The sequence below is a fragment of the Spongiibacter marinus genome, from assembly GCF_016906995.1.
In the GTDB taxonomy this organism is placed as follows: Bacteria; Pseudomonadota; Gammaproteobacteria; order Pseudomonadales; family Spongiibacteraceae; genus Spongiibacter; species Spongiibacter marinus.
Genome location: NZ_JAFBBD010000005.1, coordinates 58,593 through 83,132 on the forward strand (window position 1 = coordinate 58,593; position 24,540 = coordinate 83,132).

Genomic DNA, 24,540 nt, shown 5'->3' on the forward strand with positions numbered 1-24,540 from the left:
CTTTGCTGTGTGTATTGGCTGTGCTTTTTTATGGCACGGTCTATGCTGAATAAAAATAATAATACTGGCCTGCACCACTCGTTGTGGCCAGTTCTACATAGGATTACGGAGCCGCCCCATGGAAAGTGTGTCTGGCCATTTCAATTTGCATAACTTCAAGCGCTATCGCCGCCTGGCGGTGGTGCTGTGCTCGCTTGCCGTCGTGGCGTGTAGTTCTGACCAGGGGCCATCGGCCGATAGCGAACAAGCCGCAGCGGCAGCTCAGCAACTGCTGGCCAAGGGAGCGGGGGCAGATGGCAAGGCGCTCTATCAGGCCTGCGTGGCCTGCCATGGCGATGAGGCACAGGGCAATCAGTCGCTGGGCGCGCCGTCGCTGCGCAACCAGCAGAGCTGGTATTTGACGCGTCAGTTGCAGGCCTATCGCTCGGGGCTGCGCGGCAGCCATCCTGAAGACAGCTATGGCCAGCAAATGCAGGCAATCGCCAAGACCTTACCCGACAGCGAGGCGGTCGACGCGGTCGTGACATACATCTCGGCGATGGGAAGTCAGGCGGCAGCGGCGACGCTCAGCGGCGACCTAAAACGCGGCGCCGATTACTACAGCAATCTGTGTGGTGCCTGTCATGGCCCCGCGGCTGAAGGGATTGAATTGCTGCAAGCGCCTGCTTTGGCGGGGGTTGATGACTGGTATTTGGAGCGTCAATTTATTCATTTTCGAGACGGTATTCGCGGTGCGGATGAAGCCGATAAATACGGCTACCAAATGGCGATGATGGCGGATTCCCTGCCAGACGAAGCCGTACTGCGCGATGTCCTGGCGTATATTCAGTCACTGGCCGACTAGCAATGAGTGCTTACACGCGGGCCTTGTTGCCTTGCCTCGTGCTGCTGTTTTATTTGCCGGCTGTCCACGCTGCGCAAACCTGGAAACTCAATGAATTTTGTCCGGCGGGTTTTACCTTGCGCGATGGCGGCTGCTATTTGCTGAGCTTGTATCGCGATTACCGATCGCTGCAAAAAAGTGGTGTGGGCGGACTGAAAACCGGCTTACCCACGCTGCGAGAGGGCTTTAGCCCGCAGCAAATTGACCTCGGCCGCTTGCTGTTCTTTGACCCGGTGCTGTCGGGTAATCACCAGTTGAGCTGTGCCTCCTGTCACGATCCGAGTAAGGGGTTTGCCGATGGACGTGGACTGAGCATTGGCGCCGGAGGGCAGCTTGCCAAGCGATCGGCGCCGAGTTTGTGGAATGTCGGTTTTCTTAAGCGCTTGTTCTGGGATGTCAGGGCAGACTCGCTGGAGGCGCAAATGCAGGGCCCCCTTTACGACCCGGTGGAGATGGCGAACAGCCCGGCACAACTGCTGGCCGATCTTCGCGCCTCGGCGCATTACCCCGCGCTATTTGCCGAGGCCTTCGGTGGTGATGCATCGATTCAGTTGGATCAGATATACACCGCGATTGCCGCTTTTGAGTCTTCCCTGGTGTCGTTAAACAGCCGTTACGACCTCTACGCCCACGGCTATCACGATGTTCTCAACGCCCAGGAAATTGAGGGGATGAACATCTTTCGCTCGTTTGTGGCGCGCTGCGCGGAGTGCCACACCCCGCCGCTGTTTACTAACCAGCAGGTTGCGGTACTGGGGACGCCAGAGCCGGACGGGCGAGCACTTGACCCCGGCGTGCAGGGCGTGACCGGTGACGCGTCGCAGCGTGGCGGCTTTAAAGTGCCCTCGTTGCGCAATGTTGCGCTGACGGCGCCCTATATGCACTCGGGGCGTTTTGCCACGCTGCGCGATGCCACGGCGTTTTATAACGGCGGACGGGGACACGCTGTACCCGCCGGCGAGAAGCTCAGCCTGCACTGGCATATTTGGGAGCCGAATCTCACCGATGAGGAGCTGGATCGCCTCGTCGACTTTATGAAAACACTGACTGACGAAAGCTATATGCCGACACTGCCCGAACGCGTGCCGTCAGGGCTGACGCCAGTATTGGGAAGCCATTGATAGCAATCAATGCCTGGGTAGAAAACCTAAGGAGCAGAACCATGAAAAAGCCCGTTGCCAAGTTGGCGCTATGGCTGTGTTTGTTAATCACTTCAGGCGCGGCCATTGCCGCCGAGCTTGCCGTGAAAGATGGCCAATCTATTCAGGAGGCAGTGAACGCGGCTGCGCCTGGGGATGTGATTTTAATTCACCCCGGTACATACAAAGAAAGCGTCTATATCGATAAGGACAATATCACCCTGCGAGGCGTGGTGGTTGAGGGGGAGTGGCCGGTACTCGACGGCGAGCACAAACGCAATGACGCGATTTTGTACTCCGGTAACGACGTTACCGTAGAGTGGCTGACCATTAAGCATTACAAAGGCAATGCCATTATGGGGCAGGCCGGTAATAACTACATCATCCGCTATAACCGGGTTATCGATACCGGCGTCTACGGCATATTCCCTCAGTTCGGTAAAAACGGCCTGATTGAATACAACGTGCTCAGTGGCATCGAGGATGCGGCGATCTACGTTGGCATGTGTGACAACGTCGTGGTTCGCCACAATGAAGTGTTTGACAACGTGGCGGGGATTGAAATTGAAAACACCCGGCATGCGATTGTCGAAAACAATTATGCTCACAACAATACGGCAGGTCTGCTGGTATTCATTACCCCTGGCTTACCGATTAAAACTGCCTACGATGTGATTCTGCGCGACAACTTTGTGGTGAATAACAATACCGAAAATTTTGGTGCGCCGGGCTCGATTGTTGCCAAGGTGCCGCGCGGTATCGGTGTGGTTATCATGGCGGCGGATGATGTGATCGTCGAGGGTAATATCATTTCTGGTAACACGACGGCGGGTATCGTAATTACCGATCTCGGCTTTGTTACCGATATTGCTTCCGACCCCGAATCTGAGCCGAACCCGGATCGTATCGCCATTCTCGATAATCTAATGTATGACAACGGCACCGACCCTGTTCCCGAAATTAAAGCGGCCATGCTCACGCAATTCACCCGCCGTGGCCCGGATGTTTTTGCCAATATCGGTTCTGCTCAAGAGCCGGATAACTGCATCTTGCAAAAAGAACAGTACATCACCTTTGGCCTAAAGAAATGGAGCAAGTGCGAGCGAACCAATACGCACGATATTGATACCTACCTGCTTGCTGATGGTGCACCGCCACGAGAAATCGAAAATGATGAGGACCGTACTAAGCGGCTTTATCAAGGTATTTGTGCGGGGTGTCACGCCTACAATATGCGGATGATTGGGCCGCCCACGCTGGCGATCCAAGCCCTGTACCACAAGAACCCAGAGGGCATTGCCAATTATATTGCTGACCCGCACAAGATTCGCCCGGATTATCCGCCTATGCCAACTCAGTCGCATCTATCGGAAGAGTTAAGGCGCAAAGTGGCAGAATATATGCTAGAGATTGAGAAATAAGAGATTGAGAAGTAAGAGATTAAAAAGTAAGAGGTAAACGATCGAGGCTTGTGAGTTGTGACGGCGTCGCCAGAACGCCGCTCTTCTTTTCGAATGCAAGCCGCCGCGCAGCATGGTGAGAAGCGAAGAGGGTAAAGCATGAAGGCAGGGCATCGAGCGCGAATAGGCGCAGCAATCGCCGCGACCGTAGTGGCAACAGGCGCGCAGGCGGCAAACAACCTCGCCCTAGAGGAAGTTTTGGTCACCGCGCAGAAGCGGGAGCAGAGTGCCATGACGGTGCCGGTAACCGTGGATACCTTCAGTACCCAGGATCTGGAAAATACCGGGGCCTTAACCATGACCGACATTCAAGCCTATATTCCAGGCTTGAAAGTGGGGACTAACATTCAGGATGCTGGCGGTGTTACCCAGTCCTCTTTTGTGATCCGCGGTATTGAAAGCTCTAATATCAGTACCGGTGGCGACCCCTCTGTCGCCACATTCTTGGATGGTGTCTACCTTCCTCGCGCGGCGATAACGGTGCCATTTTCAGATATGGACCGTGTCGAGGTTTTGAAAGGCCCGCAGGGCACGCTGTTCGGGCGTAATGCCGCAGCAGGCGTGGTCAGCTTCGTTTCCAACCTTCCCGACCTTGAGGCGCGCGAGGGCTTTCTCTCCGCGAAACTCGGGAATTACGGCCTCGTTCGCATTGAGGGCATGGGGAATGTGCCGCTGAGCGATAATCTGGCTTTGCGGGTCAATGTGCTGCACAACCAGCGTGATGCCGTGGTCGACAATAAGGGGCCATCGCGGCCAGACCCGCGAGAGCAGGATAACCAATTCGCCAAAGTATCACTGTTGTGGCAGGCCAGTGATCGGCTGCGTATGCAGCTGTCTGCCGATTACGACAAGGTCGATAACGGCCCGCAGGCGATGATGGGAATTAGCGAGCAATACGCGGATTTTCCCGACCCAACGGATAGAAAAGTCAGTACCGATGCGCGCAAGCCCGGTGAGCGTCGCGATATGTACGGCGTGGTTGGCAAACTCTGGTTTGATGTGAACGATGCCAGTACCTTAAGCCTGATCGCTAGCCATCGCGAATTTGAAACCTATAACTTGCAAGATGAAGACGGTACTGCCGTTGAAGATGTTTATGTAGATACCAACAACGTCGAAGACTCCGATATCAGCTATCTCGAAGCGCAGCTCAATATCGCTCTGGAAAATGTCGATATGGTTTTCGGTGTTAACTACAGCACCGAAGATACCTACCAGCTCACCGCGTTAACCTTTAGTTACGGCGCCGTCGTCGAGCTGGCCTCCGACATGTTGGGCCTGCCCGCCAACGTGCTCAACTCGTTAATCGGAGGGGTGATTGCCGGTAATTATGTTACCGAGACGATGACCAATATCGGTGACTTTGAAAACTACGGCGTTTACTCAGACGTCGATTTTACGGTGACGGACCGGCTGAATATTCTAGCCGGTTTGCGCTACAGCAAAGATGACAAGCAGTTCAGCTGGGATGCGCCGCTTACTGATTTCCCGCTGTCGCAATTACAAGGGGAAAACTTTTTCTTCAACACCAATGGTGTTGAGCGTGCCAGCGAAAGCTGGGACAAAATTACCGGCCGCCTGGTGGCGAACTATCAGCTGGCCGAGGGAGCGATGGCCTTCGCCAGTTACTCTACGGGTTACAAGTCTGGTGGCTACGACTCGTTAAACCCCGGCTCGGGGGATGTTCCTCTGGAACCAGAGGTCGTTAATAACTATGAGCTGGGGATAAAAGGCGACTTTTTAGCCACGACGATTCGAACGCAGTTGGCGTTATTCCAAATGACCATCGACGACCGTCAGGAGGCTATTGAGTCGCAGCAGCCGGGCAGTGGCGCGGCAGTGCCGACGGTGATTAACACTGATGAAGATATCAGTGGTGTCGAGCTGACCTTAGATTGGTTGGTCACCGAGTCGCTCCGCTTTGGCGTGATTTATACCTACCGCGAGCAGGAGTCCAGCCGCGAGGCGCACTACGATGCGCAGGGTAATTTTGTTACCGCCGACAATCGTTCGGCGACAACACCTCAGGAATACACGCTTACCCTGGATTGGTCGCCAGAGCTTGCTGCGGGTACCGTGCTGTTTCACCTCGACTATGTGTACGAGGAGAATACAGACCGCGAGAACGAGGACCACCTGGATGAGTTTAACCGTGTCCCCGGTTACGGCGATGATACCGAACTGCTCAATGCCCGCGTGAGTTTTATCACTCCGTCAGGGGGCTATGAGTTTGCGGTGTGGGGTAAAAACCTCTTGGAAAACGAGCGGGTTTCGCAGCCCGGCGGTTTAACCGGCGATGTACTGGGCACCTACCACGTGGGCATTGTTGACCCACTCACCTACGGTGTCGACTTTAAGGCCTTTTTCTAAATCGCGTTTCCCGGTGGCAGTTACTGGGCTGTCACCAGATTTTCATATTGGCCACCTACACTCCCCGCGATATTGATATCGGGGGGAGCCGTTGTGTCTTCAAGCAGTTTAAGTCGTCGCCGCTTTTTGGCGGGTAGCATGGCAGGTTTGGCTCTAAGCGCGTGTGGGGGCTCCTCGGGCAGCTCATCAAGCAGCGGCCCTGTCGATTCGCCACTTCCCCCGGACCCGCAGCCTGAGCCGATACCCGATAGTGCTGAGCCCGGCCCCATCCCGCCAAGAGGTTTGCACCTCAGCTTTGTTGGCGACAGCCACACCTCGCGCACGGTAACGTGGTTTACCGATGGCCTTGAACCGCCGCAGTCTCGCTTGGAGTTTGGCGTGGTTGAAGAGGGCATGAGCGAAGCTGATATCGCCGAGCAGGTGTTCGAGCATTTCGTCGATGCGAGTGCCGACGAAACGCCGGGGGTGGAGAGTTTTACTCACCGTGCAACGGCAGCGGGGATTGATGCTGAAAAGCCCATGCGTTACCGCGTGGGCTCAGATGAGGGCGGTTGGTCTCCGGTGTATGTGGTTGCGCCGTCGCCGCGCGGCGAGTGGAGCTTTATCCACTTTGGCGACCACGGTATTGGTGACCTGCCCCAGCAACTGACGGCCGAAGTACTAAAAACACCCGCAGACCTGATTATGATTGCTGGGGATCTCAGCTACGCGAATGGCGACCAGCCAATCTGGGATACCTGGTTTGAGCAAATGGAGCCGCTGCTGGCTCACCGCATTACCATGACCGCGCCGGGCAATCACGAGCAAAAGGATTTTGGTGGCGAGGCTTTTAAAAACCGCTTTACCCACCCGCCCAAACCATTGAGTTCGGTGATTGGTCAGGGGAGTCCCGGCAGCTCGTTCTATTCCTTCGACTATAACCGCGTGCATTTTCTTGTAACAACGGCCGGGGCCTTGATCAACGACGGCACCCTCGTTGAAGAAATTATCAATATTGAGGTCGACCTGGCTCAGGCTGCACTGCGTCGAGCGCGGGGTGAGATCGACTTTATTGTTGTTATGCAGCACTACACGATCTGGACTGATCAGCTCGGTCGCAGCCCGGCTAACCCCACGTTGGTGGCGCTGGAAGAGAACATTATGCTGCGCTATGGCGTTGACCTGTTAGCGGTGGGGCACGACCATGTCTATCAGCGCTCCAAACCGATGGGACTGGGGCTGCCCAACCCCCTTGGTTATGTGCAGGTGCTGGTGGGAACGGGTGGCGCCTCTATTCGCCTGTTCGACGAAAATGGCCCGCAAATTTGGTCTGCGGCTGAATTTATTGGCGTTGGCTTTTGCCGCTATGCGGTTAGCCCCGGCAAGATTCGAGGCGAGTACTATGGCTCGCCGCCGTTGGACCTGAGCGATGAGGGACGGCAGTACATTACCGGCGACTTCTCACTTCAGGACAGTTTTGAGATAAGTACCAAGCCGCAGATTGCCTGCCAGTTGTGCGCCAAGCCGGCTCGCAGTAGTGACATCCTGCTCGCCGACTACGAGGCGATCTCCCGGCATACTCGCGAGCGAAATCGCCACGACTTGAGACACTGTTAGGCGTTGTCCTGGGTGGCGCAAAACGCCAGCAGGTCATCGAAGGGCAGGTGATCGCCTTCGTCTTTGCCATAGTGAGCAACGCGAACAATACCGTCGCGGTCGATTAAAAAATTGGCTGGCATGGTTGTCATATTGCCTTTGATCGTAGTCGGCACATAGCCTTTGCACATACCGCGTATCGCTGTGGGCATGCGCGTCAGCATACCCTTTATCACCCCGAGTATTGAGCGTTGCACTGAGTAGCGCTCGTAGTATTGGCCGGTTTCATCGGCGAGAATTGGGAAGGGGGCGTGATGGTCAGCTGCGTGCTCCTGAAGGTTGTCCAGCGGCGAGTCAAATACCGCGACCACCGTAAAATCGTTAGTAAATTCATCGAAACGCTTTACCAGTTCATGAACCCGCATATTGCAAAAAGGGCAGCTGGCAAAGCGAAAGAACGACAGCATATAGGGTCGGCCTGCTAAGCTGGCTATGTCAAACTCCTCACCATTTATGGCGGTCAGGCGTAGGGGTAGGGCACGGTCGCCGGCTTGTACTGTCATACTGTCTCCAATGTTAAGGTCTTACATATCGCGGTGTGACGCACACGCCGCCATTTTGTTACACCTGCCGCACGATTGTGCGATTGGCTCACAGAAATAACCTTTCCTCTTTGGTGCTACGGCACACTTCTTGACCTGCTGTGCAACTTAACGTAAAAGTTTAGAAAAATAATAATGAAATGTCAGACCTCGCCTTGGTTGCGCAGGTAGGCATTTTGAGTGTTTCAAGAAGAAACAGGCCTTCCGGCCCAACCGGGGTTCATATGTCATTATCAAAGTTTGCCATTGCGGTATTGTCCATTGGTCTTGCTGCCTGAGGAGGTTCCTCCTCCTCAAGCTCTAATTCTGGTGGCGGTACGACATCACCTAAACCTATCGAACAGGGGCGGCTGATAGATAGCCCGGTTAAGGGTGCGGGCTTCGTTAGCAGCTCGTCGATCACCGGTCTCACCAATGTGAATGGGGCATTTTCCTACCGCCAGGGCGACGCCGTCTCCTTCCGGCTTGGGGGGCTTTCGCTAGGGAGTGCGCAAGGGGCCGCCATTATTACCTTGCTGGATCTTGTTGGTGGTGCTCGGGCAGCGGCGAACAGTGGTAGCAGCACTGATGAGGTGTTGGATGACTTTCCGGCGATCGTAAACCTGGCGCGCCTGCTCCAGTCTCTGGACGTGGATGGCGATAGTGGCAACGGTATACAAATTCCGTCAGAGGCAGCCCAAAAAGTTAGTGCTTACGTCAATAGCATCGACTTCACTGACCCGGATATGTTTGCCGACAGTGATAAACCGGCAGTGAAATTTATCTGCGAAGTAAAAGCGGCGAGAGGGATACCCGCCTGTAGTGAAAGTAACATTGTCGACGAGGACGCGGCTCGAAGCGAAGTAAAAGACACTGAAGAGCAGCGGCGCACTGGCAATATCAATGAGCTGCCTATCGTCAGTGCTGGCGCTGACCTGGTCGTTGCTGAAGCCGGCAGCGTTACCCTGCAGGGAAGTGCGGAAGATAACGACGGCAATGTCACGGGCACGCTCTGGCAGCAGACTGACCGCAATGGTGTTGCGATTAATGGCAGCATCGAAATCAATAATCCCGGTTCCTTAACGGCCAGCTTCACCGCGCCGGAAGTCGATCAAGACAGAATCTTTTATTTTTCATTAACGGCGACAGACAACGATGGCGATCGAGCCAGCGATACCGTTGCTGTGCTAGTGCGCGACAGCAGTGGTGGTGGAAATGCGCGGCCTGTGGCCAATGCCGGTGTCGACCAAAATGTTGAGTCAGGCGAAGTTGTTGTACTCGACGGCAGTAATAGTGAAGACCTGGATGGTCAGATAACAAGTTATAGCTGGTCGCAAATCGACGAGGATGGAAACTCGGTTAGCAATGGTGTTGCGCTGCAAAATGGCGATACCGCTGAGGCCAGTTTCACGGCGCCGAGCGTTGACGTAATTACTCAGCTGCGTTTTCGCCTGACGGTTTCGGATAACGAATCGGCGACCGATTTTGATGACATCACGATCAACGTAAGCCCTGAGGATACCGAGCCCGAAAATGTGTCTCCTGTTGCTAATGCAGGCGATGACCAAAACGCTATAGCCGGCGACAGTGTCACTCTCGACGCCAGTGCTTCAAGTGACGCTGATGGCGACGAGCTTAGCTATTCTTGGGAGCAGACTGACGATACGGATATCCAGCTCACCGGTGCCGATACAAAGGTTGCCAGTTTCACGGCACCAGATGTTAGCGAGTCAAGAACCCTGACATTCAAAGTAACAGTGAGTGATGGCGCACTCAGTGCAGACGACCATGTCAGCGTCGTTGTTGCGCCCGCGCCTGCGGTTTGTGATCCAGCCGATCCCGGTACCTACCAGCAGTGTTTTGCAATTTGTACTGACGGCGACCCCGACACAGCGTGCCCGCTGCCGTACGAGGATTTCTCCCCGAATCCAGAGCAATTTGAGGAGGTCTTTAGCCAGCTGCAGGCCTGTGCCGACCAAGACCCTGAAACACAGTGCCTCTTGCCCTTGGAGGGTGAGCCGGAATTTCCATCGCAGATAGAGGAGGTTTTGGGCGAACTCTGTGACGATGCGTCGAATCCGCAGCAGTGCTTAACCGACGGTCAGGATGCGATCTGTAGTGCGTTTGACCCAAATAGTGAGACGCCATTCTGCGGCGGAGGCGACCCAGGTACTCCCCCAGAACTGCCGGTCGATCCCACTGAATTATTGGGCGAGCTTTGCGAAGATGCCTCGAATCCGCAGCAGTGCTTGACCGATGGGCAAGATGCTTTGTGTGGTGCATTTGACCCTAATAGTGAAACGCCATTTTGCGGCGGTGGTGATCCGGGCACTCCGCCGGAGCTGCCGGTTGATCCCGCCGACTTACTGGGCGAACTCTGTGACGACACGTCCAACCCCCAACAGTGCTTAACCGATGGCCAGGATGCTTTGTGTGGTGCCTTTGACCCGAATAGTGAGACGCCATTCTGCGGCGGTGGCGACCCAGGTACTCCCCCAGAACTGCCGGTCGATCCCACTGACTTATTGGGCGAGCTTTGCGAAGATACCTCGAATCCGCAGCAGTGCTTGACCGATGGGCAGAACGCTTTGTGTGGTGCCTTTGACCCGAATAGTGAGACGCCATTTTGCGGCGGTGGTGATCCGGGCACTCCGCCGGAGCTGCCCGTTGATCCCGCCGACTTACTGGGCGAACTCTGTGACGACACGTCCAATCCCCAACAGTGCTTAACCGATGGCCAGGATGCTTTGTGTGGTGCCTTTGACCCGAATAGTGAAACGCCATTCTGCGGCGGTGGTGATCCGGGCACTCCGCCGGAGCTGCCGTTTGATCCCACCGATTTATTGGGCGAGCTTTGCGAAGATACCTCGAATCCGCAGCAGTGCTTGACCGATGGTCAAGATGCTTTGTGTGGTGCCTTTGACCCGAATAGTGAGACGCCATTTTGCGGCGGTGGTGATCCGGGTACTCCGCCGGAGCTGCCGGTTGATCCCGCCGACCTACTGGGCGAACTCTGTGACGACACGTCCAACCCGCAGCAGTGCTTAACCGATGGCCAAGATGCGATCTGTGGTGCGTTTGACCCCAGTGGCATGACGCCATTCTGTGGCGACCCCGGCACTCCGCCGGAACTGCCGGTCGACCCGGCCGACTTATTGGGTGAACTCTGTGACGATACCTCGAATCCGCAACAGTGCTTGACCGATGGCCAAGATGCGATCTGTGGCGCGTTTGACCCCAATGGCATGACCCCATTCTGCGGCGATGCTGGCGATCCGGGCACTCCGCCTGAGCTGCCAGTCGATCCGACTGATTTAGTGGGCGAGCTCTGTGACGATGCCTCGAACCCCCAACAGTGCTTGACCGATGGTCAAGATGCGCTGTGCGGAGCTTTTGATCCAGAAGGTTTGACCCCATTCTGCGGCGATGCTGGCGATCCCGGTACTCCCCCAGAGCTTCCAGTCGATCCCGCCGACTTATTGGGTGAACTTTGCGAGGACACGTCCAATCCACAGCAGTGCTTAACCGACGGCCAAGATGCGATCTGTGGCGCGTTTGACCCCAATGGCATGACCCCATTCTGCGGAGATGGTGGCGATCCGGGCACTCCGCCTGAGCTGCCAGTCGATCCGACTGATTTATTGGGTGAGCTTTGCGACGATGCGTCCAATCCACAGCAGTGCTTGACCGATGGGCAAGATGCGCTGTGCGGAGCTTTTGACCCAGAAGGTTTGACCCCATTCTGCGGCGATGGTGGCGATCCCGGTACTCCCCCAGAGCTTCCAGTCGATCCCGCCGACTTATTGGGTGAGCTTTGCGACGATGCGTCCAATCCACAGCAGTGCTTGACCGATGGCCAAGATGCTCTGTGCGGAGCTTTTGACCCAGAAGGTTTGACCCCATTCTGCGGCGATGCTGGCGATCCGGGCACCCCCCAGAACTACCAATCGATCCGACTGATTTATTGGGTGAGCTTTGTGACGATACCTCGAACCCCCAACAGTGCTTGACCGATGGGCAAGATGCTTTGTGTGGTGCCTTTGACCCGAATAGTACGACGCCATTCTGCGGGGGTTCCAGTGATCCGGGTACTCCGCCGGAACTGCCGGTCGACCCTGCTGACTTATTGGGTGAACTCTGCGACGATGCGTCGAATCCACAGCAGTGCTTGACCGATGGGCAAGATGCTCTGTGCGGAGCTTTTGATCCAGAAGGTTTGACCCCATTCTGCGGCGATGCAGGAGACCCAGGTACTCCCCCAGAGCTTCCAGTCGATCCCGCCGACTTATTGGGTGAGCTTTGCGACGACACGTCTAATCCACAGCAGTGCTTGACCGATGGCCAAGATGCGCTGTGCGGGGCTTTTGATCCAGAAGGTTTGACCCCATTCTGCGGCGGTGGCGACCCCGGTACTCCGCCGGAACTGCCGGTCGACCCCACTGACTTATTGGGCGAGCTCTGCGACGACACCTCGAATCCGGCGCAGTGCTTAACCGATGGCCAAGATGCGATTTGTACTGCGTTTGATCCTGATAGTGAGTCACCGTTTTGCGGAGGGGGCTCGGGCATTCCATTACTGCAGTGACTAGTGTGTGGGCATGGGTCCAGGCGCGGGGAATACTAGTTGGTGTTGCGGTCTATCCTAAGCTGAGAAGGCTTTGCTTAAGTTCCGAAAGCACCACTGACGCGCTCCTTTGGGAGCGCTCGTAGGGAACGCAAACATAGCCGCTGTAGATATCGGGACTGGCATTTTCAGTGTCTGCTGCAGCGCTTTCAATCTGGCTGATAAATCGTTGGCATATTGCCGGGCAGGCTTCTGCTTCGGCATTGGGGCAAACCACTACAAAATCTGCGTCGGTGATACGTGCGACGATATCGTCACGGCGGCAGTGGCGGTCGACCCGCTGTGCGATCGCTTGCAGAAAGGCAACATTGTCCTCTTCAGAAATACATTCCCGTATGACGGAATAGTGGCGAATACCAACCAAAAATACCGACAGTGCCTGCTGGTCGTATTCACAGCGGTTGAGTTCGTTTTGGAGTAACGAGGTTAGTGCATGGCGGTTGTACAGCCCCGTTATCGGGTCGATAGATTCGCTAACTTCGCTAACATCACGCGCTTTGTGCTTGTCTGGTTTTGGTAACTCGTCCGATGCTTTAAGAGCATTCTCGATACGCCGTGGCTGTAGTGCCTCTCTCAGGTGCTGTCCGGCTTTTTGAAATACTGCGGCCGGAATTTTCATTCGGTCAGCCAGTGGGCGCAGCTCATTGTATGCACTGCGAAACAGGTGTAGCTGCATGGTTAGTTGGCCACTGTGCCATTCCAGTTCGTTCAAACAGTGGTAGTGGAGGCGTTGCAGGATGGCGTCAGGGTCGCTTGAAAAGGCCAGGTCTGCGGCCAGCGAAGAAAGCTTGGCGATAAACCCCAACTGCTCCGTCACGTTGTTGCTAAGTGGCGCCTCATTGAGGTGGCTCAGGCCGGTGGCGTTGCTTATTGCTTCGGGCAACCCCCACTTTTCTAAGAGAGTCTGACTTAGGGCTGAATGGTCAATGCCAAATGTATCGCGTTCCAGTGTTGCGAAGGTGTTGTGATCTTCGCCTTGGTTCTGGATTGGTTGATAAAACTCTGGTTGTAAGTGATCAATAGCCAGCATACCGATGTCTTGCAGGCTGGCGGCGATGATGGCCTCTTCAGCGGGAAGCGACTTATCCAGCTCACTTAGCAACCGGGCTGCTGTGGCGCAGAGCATGACCCTCAGCCAGAAGTGATGTTGGTCTAAGCGCCGGGTACCGGCTTTTGCATAGCTTTGCGCGATGGTTGCGGCGAGGCTTAGCGCTGCGACGGTTCTTCCCCCGAGCAGCACTGCAAGGCGATGGATGTCACTGTGCGGCCGCCTTGGTTGGAAAATGGGGGAGTTGACAAAATTCAGCGTATCTTCGGCAAGCCCCGGTGTGCCTTCTAGTATTTGTGTTAGCTGCTGAACTTCAAATTCGCCGCTGCGCAATAGGTCCGCCAGCAGCAGACTGGCCGGTGTAGGTGCGGGGAGTTTCCTATCATTAATGTCGAAAGCCATCAGTCCGTCGATCTCGATCTTGGTGAATCTGTGTGCGGCTGGGCTTCAAGATAGCAGCGAGCAGGGTATTGATCAGCCATTTTTTTATTTTAATACGAAATGCTTACTCTACGTGGCATCTGGGCTGAGAGGCATTCGTCCGCAAATCGATAGAAATAGCGCCCTTCAGGTGGTTCACCTCGAAGAGGGTGCTGGGCTAGTATTGGCCTAATTCAAATGAGGGAGAGTAATAATAATGACCCCAATGATGATGAGCCAACTCACCATTACGTCAATCATGAAGCACGCCGAGCGAGTGAATGGCGCGACCGAAATTGTTTCGGTCACTGCCGATAATCCACGTCATCGCTATACTTACAAAGATGCATTTAAGCGTGTTCGCCAGCTTGCCAATGCCCTGCAAACGATAGGGGCGCAGTCCGGCGATACCCTCGCCACGCTGGCGTGGAATGACTACCGCCACCTGGAAATATACTACGCGCTATCTTGCAGTGGCATGATTTGTCACACCATAAATCCACGACTCTTCCCCGAGCAAATCGATTACATCGTTAATCACGCCAAGGATAAGTGGGTATTCGTTGACGCCACGTTGGTGAAGGTTCTAGAACCTTTGCAAGACAAACTGCCCGCAGTAAAGGGTTATATCGTGCTGAGTGATGAAGCACATATGCCCGATACCAGCCTGAACAATGTGCATTGTTATGAGCAATTAATTGCTGCCGAGAAGGACGAGTTCGACTGGCCGGAGCTGGAAGAAACCACGCCATCAGCCTTGTGTTATACCTCCGGTACCACGGGTAATCCAAAGGGGGTGATGTACACCCATCGCTCTACGGTGTTGCACGCCTTTGCCAGTATTGCGCCGGATGTATTTGGTTTGTCGGTACGGGATGTGGCGATGCCTATTGTGCCGATGTTCCATGTTAACGGCTGGGGGCTGGTATACAGCGCTCCCATAGTGGGTACGAAACTGGTGATGCCCGGTCCGAAAATGGGCGATGGAGAAACACTGTGTGCACTGATTAACGACGAGCAAGTGACCTGCTCGGCAGGTGTCCCTACCGTTTGGTTGGCGTTGCTGGATTACCTTGGCACATCCGGCAAACAAGTAGAAAGCCTGAACCGAGTGACCGTCGGCGGTGCGGCCTGCCCGCTAAGAATTATGACCGACTTCCGCGACAATTACGGCGTTGAGGTACAGCAGGCATGGGGCATGACGGAAATGAACCCCTTGGGCACCTTCAACGGAGGTATCCCGCTGCAGCTCGACGGTCTGAGCGAAGAAGAATACAACCAGATTCGCCTGAAGCAGGGGCGGCCGTCCTTTGGGGTGGAAATTAAAGTGGTCGACAGCGACAACAATGAGCTGCCGTGGGATGGCGAGAGCTCAGGTGCCGTCAAAGTGCGGGGCCCGTGGATCGTCAACGACTATTACGGCTACGACGGCAAAACCCTCGACGACGATGGCTGGTTTGAAACCGGCGATGTCGCCTGCTTCGACGAATACGGCTACATGCAAATCACTGACCGCTTGAAGGATGTTATCAAGTCTGGTGGTGAATGGATCAGCTCAATAGAGCTGGAAAATTGCGCCGTTAACCACCCCAAAGTTGCCGAGGCCGCCGTGGTGGGTATTCCTCACCCGAAATGGACAGAGCGCCCACTGCTATTAGTGATTTTGAAAGACGGCGAGCAAATGGAAAAATCAGAAATGCTCGCTTGGTTCGAAGACAAAGTCGCCAAGTGGTGGATTCCAGGAGACTGCGTATTTGTTGACTCGCTGCCCCACACGGCAACCGGCAAGCTGAGTAAGAAGGACATTCGCGAGGACTACAAAGACTTCCGCTGGCAGGATGAGAGCTAGCCATACGCCCAGGAGATAAAGGCTGCTGGCGCGGTCTTTATCTCATTTTCCCTCTCGGAGTGAGAAAGGCGTCCTGCCCTTTCCTTGATAATCCGATACCATCTCCCCCGCCTGTTTTTAGCGTTTCTAATTTACCAAGGGCTCCGTTATGGAAAACCCCGCGTCCGCTGTGTCACCTGTCAGGGCCTTCAGCCTTGCGCCGTTGATGTTTCAAAACTTTAGCTGCACTTTGGCGATCATGGCCTTTGTTGCCCTGGTGGGCCCAGTGGCGCGTATTTTGTCTCTTGAGCCCTGGCATATTGGCGCCGCCATGACGATGGGGGGATTCACCTGGATCCTTTGTGCGCGCTGGTGGGGTGGCCTGAGCGACCGCCACGGCCGCAGGCCGATCATGCTGATCGGGCTAACAGGCTTTACGGTGAGCTACTTTGGTCTGTGCTTGTTTATTGACCTGTCACTGCGCCACCAAATACTGCCGATGCTGGCCTTTCTTGGGCTCGTTGTCGGGCGGGTGGTGGTGGGCCTGTTTTACGCGGCGGTGCCGGCCACAGCGGCCGCTACGGTTGCAGACAATGTCGAGCCGGATAAGCGCGCTGGAGCTATGGCGTTACTCGGCGCAGCCAGTGGCGCGGGCATGGTAATCGGGCCGGGCTTTGTTGGCTTGTTAGCGCCCTACGGGCTGGGTTTTCCCATGTACGTGACCGCCGTTCTTCCCGTCTTGGCGCTGGTGTTGGTGTGGTGGCGTATTCCCCGGCAACCGCCTCAGGCGGCGCCGGTAACGCGCGCCCCAAAGCTGCAAGATCGACGCCTGCGGCGACCGATTGTGGTGGCGTTCTCTGCGGCATTTTCGGTCTCTATTGCTCAGGTCACGGTGGGCTTTTTTGCCCTGGATCAGCTCGGGCTTCCCGCGCCCGAGGCCGCTCAGGTGGCTGGTATTGCGCTAACCGTTGTCGGTGTGGCGTTAATTATTTCGCAGAGTATTTTGCGCAAACTATCCCAGCCGCCCGCGCGGCTAATCCGTATCGGAGCACTGGTGTCGGCCTGTGGTTTTATGGTCAGCGTGTGGGTTGAGTCAGTGTGGGGCTTGTGGGCGTGTTTTGGTTTGGCGGCCGCCGGAATGGGCTGGGTATATCCCTCGGTGTCGGCGCTGGCGGCAAACTCGGTTTCTTCAGAGGAGCAGGGCGCTGCTGCCGGTACGGTCACCGTGGCGCAAGGCGTAGGCGTGGTCGTCGGGCCTATGTTAGGCACGTTTATTTATGCTTTTCATGCCTCTGCGCCGTATGTAATGGTCGCGGTATTACTGCTGGCGATCAGTGTCTGGGTTGAGCTAAACGATTAGCGTTGCAGAGCCACCGGGGTTTTGATTCACTGTGAACGAGCAGTGAATTGGAGCGCCGAATGTCTACTTGTGATACCTCCCACCACAATAATTCACCCTCTTGCCACAGCAAGCAGTCCTTTGATGTGTTGCTGTGGGGCTCTATGGCAATTGTCGCTGTACTGTACGCGCTGGCGCTGGTGGCCAGCGACGCCCTGCCCACTTGGCTGCACACCGCAGCGGAGGCCACCGAAAACCTGGTGAATACCATGTGGTGGGGCATGGCTCTGGGGGTAGTGATGCTCTCGTTGTTAACGCGCATACCGCGAGAGTTTGTAATAAGCGTATTGGGCGCCGGTGGCGGTTTCACCGGCATTGTTCGGGCCACCGCGGCAGGCGTGCTGCTCGACCTGTGTATTAATGGTGGGTGCCAAACTCTATGAGCGCGGCGCCAGCCTGGGGCAAGTGATGGCCTTTCTTATCGCCAGCCCCTGGAACTCCTTTTCCCTCACCTTGATATTGGTCGCCCTGATCGGGCTGAAGTGGACGGTGGTGTTCATTCTTGCATCGGTGCTAATTGCCGTGATTAGCGGCTGCTTGTTTGATGCATTGGTGCGGCGCGGGGTATTGCCCGCTAACCCCAACACGCTTGCGCTGCCAGAAAATTTCGACTTTTGGTCGCAGGCAAAGGCTGGCTTGCGAGACACGCGTTTTGATAAGCGCTTTGTATTCACCATGTTTGTCGATGGCATAAAAGAGTCGCGCATGGTGATGCGCTGGGTGTTATTTGGCATTGTGCTTGCCGTTGCCTTAAAAAGCTTTGTGCCGGCGGATATCTTTTCCAGTTATTTCGGGCCGAGCTTAATGGGCCTGGGGGCAACGATTGTGGCGGCCACGATTATCGAAGTGTGCTCCGAAGGTTCCACGCCGATTGCAGCAGACCTGTTAACCAGAGCGAACGCCCCCGGAAACAGTTTTGCGTTTTTAATGACGGGCGCAAGCACCGACTATACCGAAATTATGGTGATGAAGGAGCGCACCGCCAGCTGGAAGGCGGCGTTGTTTTTGCCGCTGCTGACGGTGCCACAAATTGTGCTGGTCGCCTTGGTGATGAATGCCGGCGGCTAACGCGCCGAATCCTGACTGGCCACAACATCACTATCGCTGCTGGCTAAGCGCACATTGGCGGCTGGTGCGTCGCCGTTCTTGTCCTCGCCAAAATACAAAGTGGTATGCGGGAAGGGGATTTCAATGCCGGCGTCGTCAAAGTGCATCTTCACCAAGCGATTGTAGGCGCGGCCAACGGCCCACTGCATACCGGGCGCGGTTTTGATCAATACGCGAATGTTTACCGAGCTGTCGGCCAGTGCCGACACGCCCGCCACTTGCATTGGTTCGAGAATGTCTTGCTTGTGCTCACCACTTGCCAACTCCTCAAAGGCAGCCTGCAAGTGCTCGATGGCCTTGTCGATATTCTCGCGATAGGCGATGCCGTATTCGCCAAGGTGGTAAGCAAAGTCGCGCGTATAGTTCGACACCGCATCCACCGACGAGAAGGGCACAATATGGTAGGTGCCGAACAGGTCGCGCAAGGCAACCGAGCGAATGCCCACGCGTTCAACGGTGCCTTCGTGGCCGCCAGCTTGCACGTAGTCGCCTGTGTTCATGGCATTTTCCAGTTGTATAAATATGCCGTTGATCACGTCCTGCACAAGTTTTTGCGCGCCAAAGCCAACCGCAAGACCGAGCACCCCGGCGCCCGCGATCAGTGGGCCGATGTCCACGCCAATTTCCGACAGCACGATCATGGTTGTCATCACAATAATGACCGCAGCAAGGGAGGTGTGGAACAGGCCAAGTAGCGTCTCTGCGCGGGCAGCGCGTGCGGCATTGGCCATGCCCGTGGGGGAAAGGCGGTGTTCGATAAAGCTGGCCAGTGCAATCCACAAGCCTGCGGCCAGGGCGAGGATGAGCAGAATATCAACCAGCGACGACACCGTGCTGCGGCCGACTTCCGTGGCATACCACTGGCCCAGGTCAAACACCGACCAGGCGTCGAGTGACCACACAACAATTGCGGCGGTCACCAGCCCTCGCAGTATTCGTAAACCGGTGGGGATGTAGGTATTCAGGCGTTTTTGAAGGTGGGGCAGTTGCTCATTGATCGACTCAGAAAGCCGCACCTCCCTGCCGATCAACTGGCGAAGAACAACGAGCAGCAATGCACCCAGACCGGCATAGGTGGCGGTCTGCAAGGTAGCGAGCGCCACAAAGGGCAGGGCGCTTTCGGGCCGCAGCAAACTGGTAAAGACCACCACCAGTGCGTAGGCCAGCGCCAGTAAATGCCAGCTGCGCGCCAGCAGACGCAGGGCAATGCGGCGGCTGCCCTGATAGTTGGCAGCCCTGCCGAATAGCTGGTCTCGCAAGCGTTTTCGGTTTAGTAAAACGGTGGCGGTGTAGTACAGCGCAGCGAGCAGCACAATGCTGGTGCTCAGCGCGCTGCCGAGCGCCTCCGAGGCATTGGCGTTCACAATCGGCACCAGCACCATAATGCCGTAGCCGGTAAAGCCTGTGATGTTGGCGAAAAACCGATTGCAGTACTTTGCTTGCCGTTGGTTAAGCGGTAACAAGCGCAGAGCCGGAAAACGACTGGCAAACAGCGCCCGCAGCACCAGTTTTATTCCCTCAACGATCAAAAACGCATTGAGAAACAGCGCGAGGCGAGTGCTATCGGCGTCGGCCTCGGCAGACAACTGCGAGGCAATCACGTGACCCGACGCATAGGCCAGCAACACCGTCGCTAAATCCACCAGCCCGGCGGCGCTTACCGCGGCTACGGTTCTCAGCATGGCGAATTTGCGGGACCCGCGCACCGCCCAATCATTAATGCCAGCAAACAGCGGCTTGGCGGCGCGATGCAGAATAAAAAACAGCGCAAATGTTGCGAATGCCAGCAGGGCCAGGTGGCTTGCGGCGCGAATAATAGCGGCCAACTCGACGCGGTGTTTGTCGTCGCTGTGAGTCAGCGCCTCGACGCTTGTTGCCAGTGTAGCCAGCTGCTGTTTGAAATTCTCGCCAGCGGCAGCGGTTAGTGTTGCAAGCTGGCGGGCGAGTGAGTCTTCACTATCGCTGGCCTCACTGTTTGAGGGCGATTTATCATCCTCTGACGATGCTTGCTCTTTGTCGGGGGCGTCGCTGGTATTTACTGCCTTGGACGGGTTGCGCAACTGCTCAATCAACGCGTTGCGGGCGCCCTCGTTCTCAAGTAACTCTGCGAGGACCGACGAGCTATCACTGGTCGTCGGCGGTGCTGCGTGAAGGGTATGCCCGGAAAAGAGGAGTGGAATGAATAGAAGGGCGATCAAGCGCGTTGCTGGTCGCAGTGACATCACGATTATTCTCCTTATCGCTGGCGATTTTTTGTGGATACCTGCCTCCCAAGTAACGAACAATATGTTGGTGCCATTGGGGTTGTGTCAGCGGGGCGCTGAGAAAGTTCCATTGAGCCGCGCATCCGCATCTGCGCATTGTGGTTGCCGAATTGAGTCGGTTTTCACGCCAGATCTTGCGCTAGATCAATGCGCAGCCTGCTAAAGCTGCTACCTTCCGCGCCAAGTTTTTCAGCCGTAACAGTGCAGTTTGTCGCAGCAGTCCTTCGCCTTGTACAAAAGTCGAATAGTGCGTCCGCCATAGTAGGCGTATAGTCCCGGCGATTGTCGCCGGTTCAACCTGAGTTGTGCCCTTTCGTGCCCCTATTCGACTCGCACACGCCGTGTCGCTGAGTCACGTCCACCTTGTTACCGGCGAGCGAACGCCCCGTCATCTCGACATACCCGATCGCGCATTTTCGGTCGACGGCCCGTTCCAAGCAGAATTTTTACACCATATGGGAGAACCTTAATGAAACGAGGAATAGTGTTTGCTATTGCCTGGCTAACGGCTATTGCGGCGCAGGCGTCAGAGGCGCACGCCACCGCAATGGACCTTACCCAGCACTGGGTCGGCTTTGTTGCCATTGCAGTATTTGTCGCCGCGTATGTGCTGGTGATCCTGGAAGAGCAAATACATCTGCGCAAATCCAAACCCGTGCTGCTTGCTGCAGGTATTATTTGGATGCTGATTGCCGTGGTTTACAACGGCAACGGGCGGCCCCACGAAGTGGAGGTGGCAATTCGCCACAACTTCCTGGAATACGCCGAGCTATTCTTCTTTCTGCTGGTAGCAATGACCTACATAAACGCCATGCTGGAGCGCGGCGTATTTGAGGCGCTGCGCAACTGGCTGGTGGCGCGGGGCTTTAGTTACCGCGCGCTGTTTTGGCTAACGGGTATTCTGGCCTTCTTTATTTCGCCCATTGCCGACAACCTCACCACGGCATTAATTATGTGTGCGGTGGTGTTGGCGGTAGGCGTTGGCCAGCCCAAGTTCGTGGCCATTGCCTGTATTAACATTGTGGTGGGCGCCAATGCGGGCGGCGCGTTCAGCCCCTTTGGCGACATCACCACACTGATGGTATGGCAAAAAGGCGTTATTGAATTTAAAGAATTCTTTGTGCTGTTTGTCCCCAGTGCAGTGAACTTCCTGTTGCCTGCCGTCATCATGCAATTTGCCCTGCCCAGTGGCACGCCCCCGGCATCGGGCGGCAGCCAGGTGCAAATGAAATATGGCGGTTTGGTGATTGTTGGTCTGTTCCTGCTGACTATCGTTACTGCTATCAGTTTCCACAACTTCCTGCACATCCCCCCGGTATTCGGCATGATGACCGGCCTGGCCTACCTCAAGTTCTACGGTTATTACCTTCGCCAAAAATCCAAAAACTGGAACCAGGGAACAGAGAACCCGCCGGGCTCATCCGACGACCCCTACAACTTCGACGTGTTTGCCAAAATCGCTCACGCCGAATGGGACACCCTGTTCTTCTTCTACGGCGTTATTCTGGCCGTGGGCGGCTTGGGCTTTATCGGCTACCTCAGCGTCGCGTCTGACCTCGTATACGGCGGCTTGGGCAATACCGGCGCCAATATTATGGTGGGTATCATGTCGGCCATCGTCGACAACATCCCGGTTATGTTCGCCGTACTCACCATGAGCCCCGATATGCCGCACTCGCAGTGGCTGCTGGTTACCCTAACCGCTGGGGTCGGTGGTAGCTTGCTCTCTATCGGCTCGGCCGCTGGCGTTGCCCTAATGGGCCAGGCAAGAGGCCAATACACCTTCTTCAGCCACCTGAAATGGACGCCAGTCATTGCGCTGGGCTACGGCGCCAGTATTTGGGTTCACTTGCTAATGAATGGTTAAGTTGAGCGGGTGCTAAAACAAAAAGGCCAACCCAGATGGGTTGGCCTTTTTAGTTGGTGGAGCCGGGGGGAATTGAACCCCCGTCCGCCAGTCCGCCGCTCGGGGCTCTACATGCTTAGCTTCCGTTTATTGATTTAGCCGCTTACAGCCCAACGGTCAGGACGTAGTTGGCGATTCTGATTAAAGGTTTCGCTGATCGGTCTCAGACAAACGTCACAGCTAGCTTGTTCTATCTGACGGTTGCGTCCCGTTTACAAGCATCCGGTAGCAACCGCTAACGGGGTTTAGGCCGCTAGAGCGTAGTTGTCGTCGTTGGCAACTATAAGTTAACAGCTTTGGATTTACGTGATTCGCTGTCCTCACGGCATGCACCACAGAGTTTTGTAACCGGCGTCGAATCCAAATCGGCCCCGAAATCTGCAATAGCGTATCGTACCACTTCGACTACAGCGGCACTAGCAAAGTTCATTGCTTGGGGTCTTGGGGCTGAATTTTTAGTTGGATGTTCACGCTTTTGGCAAGCAGCTCGGCTTCGTCGCAGAGGTCGGCGGCGGTGAGTGGGTTGGCGTCCAGCCAGCTTTGGGGCACGTTTAGCTCGATAAGGTCGGTTTCGGGGCTCTGCAGGGTGATGTCGTGGGTGAGTTCGAAGGCCTGGCGTCGTCGGTAAAACAGGCAGGCCAGGCGCAGTAGGCTGATCATTACCCAGTCGGGCGTGACGCCGTATTCGGCAATCCCCAGACTTTTGGGTTTGCGGCGGTGGTTGAGCACCAGCATGCTGAGCCGCGCTTGTTCTTGTCTGGAAAAGCCCGACAAGTCGGCATTCTTCAGTATGTAGGCGCCGTGCTTGTGATAGCCGCCGTGGGCAATGGCCAGCCCGAGTTCATGCAATTGCGCAGCCCAGACCAGTAGTTTTTCCGCCTCCTGGTAGTCGCTGTTCATGCGTGGCTCCAGCGCGGGTAGCCAGCGTTTGCACAGTTGGGCGACGCGGTCACCCTGGAGGGGGTCGATGTGGTACTGCTCGATGAGTTGGCGAATGGTTTCGTCGCGGCGGTCTTTGTGGTGTAGGCGGCCAGCCAGGTCGTAAATAATGCCTTCGCGCACGGCGTAGCTGGAGATATGCAGCTCGGGTATGTCCATTTCTTTGAACAGGGCATAGAGCACGGCAAAGCCGCCGGGGATAACGTCGCGGCGGTCGTCGCTGAGTCCGGGCAGTTGCAGTTCGCTGGTGTGGCGGGCTTTTAGTAGCTGTTGTTTGATGGCTTGCATGGCGTCGCGGGTAATTTGTCCGGTGTCGCACAGCGCCATTTCGGCGGCAATTTTACTGATGGCGCGTATGGTGCCGGAGGAGCCGACCACTTCCTGCCATTGGTCTTTGTACTGTTCTACATAGGGGGAGATGAGCTGGCGGGCGGCGTTGACGGCGCGCTTAAAGGCCTTCTCGCTAATGTCGCCGTTGTTGAAAAAGCGCATGCTGTAGCTCACGCAGCCCATCGGCAGGCTTTCCAGCAGCTTGGGGTTTTGCTTGCCGGCAACAAGCTCGGTGGAGCCACCGCCAATATCGATAACCAGGCGTTTTTGCTTTTCTACCGCGAGGTCATTGGCCACGCCAAGATAGACCAGCCGGGCTTCTTCTGTACCCGAGATAATGTTGATGGGCAGGCCGAGTATGGCTTCGGCACGCTGCATAAAGTCGCCGGCGTTGCTGGCGGCGCGTAGGGTATTGGTGCCGACTATTCTCACTTGGCTGCGCGGCACGCCGCGAAGGCGGTTGGCGACTTTGGCCAGGCTGTCGAGGGCGCGCTGTTGGGCGTCTTCGCTCAGTACGCCGTCGTCGTTTAGACCCGCGGCGAGGCGCACCATATCTTTGTGGCGGTCGATAATGCGAAGTTTGTCGTCTTGAAAACTGGCAATCAGAAGGTGAAAGCTGTTTGAGCCGAGGTCCAGCGCAGCGTAAGAATCGGAGTTTTGTGCCATG

At 55.9% G+C, this 24,540-nt stretch carries 16 protein-coding genes and 1 other RNA gene; 12 read left to right on the plus strand and 5 right to left on the minus strand.

Annotated elements, in window-relative coordinates; genetic code table 11:
* The first annotated feature begins 118 nt into the window (after positions 1-118).
* The 5 genes from HNR64_RS08705 to HNR64_RS08725 all read left to right on the plus strand — a co-directional run bounded on the left by HNR64_RS08705 (position 119) and on the right by HNR64_RS08725 (position 7,448).
* Positions 119-844 (plus strand): c-type cytochrome, encoded by a 726-nt coding sequence (locus HNR64_RS08705; RefSeq protein ID WP_204996122.1) that lies wholly within the window; start codon positions 119-121, stop codon positions 842-844.
* Between the two features lie 2 nt (positions 845-846).
* The gene (locus HNR64_RS08710) at positions 847-2,004 is read left to right on the plus strand and encodes a cytochrome-c peroxidase (protein WP_204996123.1); all 1,158 of its coding nucleotides are present in this window, start codon (positions 847-849) and stop codon (positions 2,002-2,004) included.
* A 41-nt stretch (positions 2,005-2,045) separates the two neighbouring features.
* Positions 2,046-3,443 (plus strand): parallel beta-helix domain-containing protein, encoded by a 1,398-nt coding sequence (locus HNR64_RS08715; RefSeq protein ID WP_204996124.1) that lies wholly within the window; start codon positions 2,046-2,048, stop codon positions 3,441-3,443.
* Positions 3,444-3,581: 138 nt separating this feature from the next.
* Positions 3,582-5,852 (plus strand): TonB-dependent receptor, encoded by a 2,271-nt coding sequence (locus HNR64_RS08720; protein WP_204996125.1) that lies wholly within the window; start codon positions 3,582-3,584, stop codon positions 5,850-5,852.
* Positions 5,853-5,945: 93 nt separating this feature from the next.
* Positions 5,946-7,448, plus strand: a complete 1,503-nt coding sequence (locus tag HNR64_RS08725; RefSeq protein ID WP_338061841.1) for a purple acid phosphatase family protein — start codon at positions 5,946-5,948, stop codon at positions 7,446-7,448.
* Here the strand turns inward: HNR64_RS08725 and HNR64_RS08730 are convergent.
* Positions 7,445-7,990 carry a peroxiredoxin family protein gene (locus tag HNR64_RS08730; RefSeq protein WP_204996126.1) on the minus strand — a complete coding sequence of 182 codons (546 nt, stop codon included), beginning with the start codon at positions 7,988-7,990 and terminating at the stop codon, positions 7,445-7,447. The two genes, HNR64_RS08725 and HNR64_RS08730, sit on opposite strands and share 4 nt — an antisense overlap.
* 455 nt (positions 7,991-8,445) lie before the next feature.
* On the opposite strand from HNR64_RS08730, the gene HNR64_RS08735 reads away from it, so the two are divergent.
* Both HNR64_RS08735 and HNR64_RS08740 read left to right on the plus strand, forming a co-directional pair.
* The gene (locus HNR64_RS08735) at positions 8,446-12,018 is read left to right on the plus strand and encodes a PKD domain-containing protein (RefSeq protein WP_204996127.1); all 3,573 of its coding nucleotides are present in this window, start codon (positions 8,446-8,448) and stop codon (positions 12,016-12,018) included.
* Positions 11,973-12,593: a hypothetical protein gene (locus tag HNR64_RS08740; RefSeq protein WP_204996128.1), complete on the plus strand. Its 621-nt coding sequence runs from the start codon at positions 11,973-11,975 to the stop codon at positions 12,591-12,593. Before HNR64_RS08735 ends, HNR64_RS08740 begins: the two co-directional genes overlap by 46 nt.
* Positions 12,594-12,645: 52 nt before the next feature.
* On the opposite strand, the gene HNR64_RS08745 is transcribed toward HNR64_RS08740, so the two are convergent.
* A complete protein-coding gene (locus HNR64_RS08745; RefSeq protein ID WP_204996129.1) occupies positions 12,646-14,082 on the minus strand; it encodes an HDOD domain-containing protein in 1,437 nt (478 codons plus the stop codon).
* Between the two features lie 235 nt (positions 14,083-14,317).
* Between HNR64_RS08745 and HNR64_RS08750 the strand changes: the two genes are divergently transcribed.
* The 4 genes from HNR64_RS08750 (at position 14,318) to HNR64_RS08760 (ending at position 18,395) form a co-directional block, all read left to right on the plus strand.
* The gene (locus HNR64_RS08750; RefSeq protein WP_204996130.1) at positions 14,318-15,949 is read left to right on the plus strand and encodes a long-chain fatty acid--CoA ligase; all 1,632 of its coding nucleotides are present in this window, start codon (positions 14,318-14,320) and stop codon (positions 15,947-15,949) included.
* Positions 15,950-16,097: 148 nt separating this feature from the next.
* Positions 16,098-17,288: an MFS transporter gene (locus HNR64_RS08755; protein WP_204996131.1), complete on the plus strand. Its 1,191-nt coding sequence runs from the start codon at positions 16,098-16,100 to the stop codon at positions 17,286-17,288.
* A 59-nt stretch (positions 17,289-17,347) separates the two neighbouring features.
* On the plus strand, positions 17,348-17,710 hold the full coding sequence (locus tag HNR64_RS17475) for a hypothetical protein (protein ID WP_338061842.1): 363 nt from the start codon (positions 17,348-17,350) through the stop codon (positions 17,708-17,710).
* Complete coding sequence (locus HNR64_RS08760) at positions 17,688-18,395, plus strand: permease (protein WP_338061843.1); 708 nt, start codon at positions 17,688-17,690, stop codon at positions 18,393-18,395. Before HNR64_RS17475 ends, HNR64_RS08760 begins: the two co-directional genes overlap by 23 nt.
* Here the strand turns inward: HNR64_RS08760 and HNR64_RS08765 are convergent.
* Positions 18,392-20,656, minus strand: coding sequence for a mechanosensitive ion channel domain-containing protein (locus HNR64_RS08765; protein ID WP_204996330.1), 2,265 nt, complete (start codon positions 20,654-20,656; stop codon positions 18,392-18,394). The genes HNR64_RS08760 and HNR64_RS08765 overlap by 4 nt on opposite strands.
* 511 nt (positions 20,657-21,167) lie before the next feature.
* On the opposite strand from HNR64_RS08765, the gene nhaD reads away from it, so the two are divergent.
* Positions 21,168-22,565, plus strand: a complete 1,398-nt coding sequence (nhaD, locus tag HNR64_RS08770) for a sodium:proton antiporter NhaD (protein WP_204996132.1) — start codon at positions 21,168-21,170, stop codon at positions 22,563-22,565.
* 54 nt (positions 22,566-22,619) lie between these two features.
* Here the strand turns inward: nhaD and ssrA are convergent.
* Together ssrA and ppx are read right to left on the minus strand one after the other, a co-directional pair.
* Positions 22,620-22,977: a transfer-messenger RNA gene (ssrA, locus tag HNR64_RS08775) on the minus strand.
* A 53-nt stretch (positions 22,978-23,030) separates the two neighbouring features.
* Entirely contained in the window at positions 23,031-24,539 is a 1,509-nt protein-coding gene (ppx, locus tag HNR64_RS08780) for an exopolyphosphatase (RefSeq protein ID WP_204996133.1), read from the minus strand.
* Position 24,540: the final 1 nt, after the last annotated feature.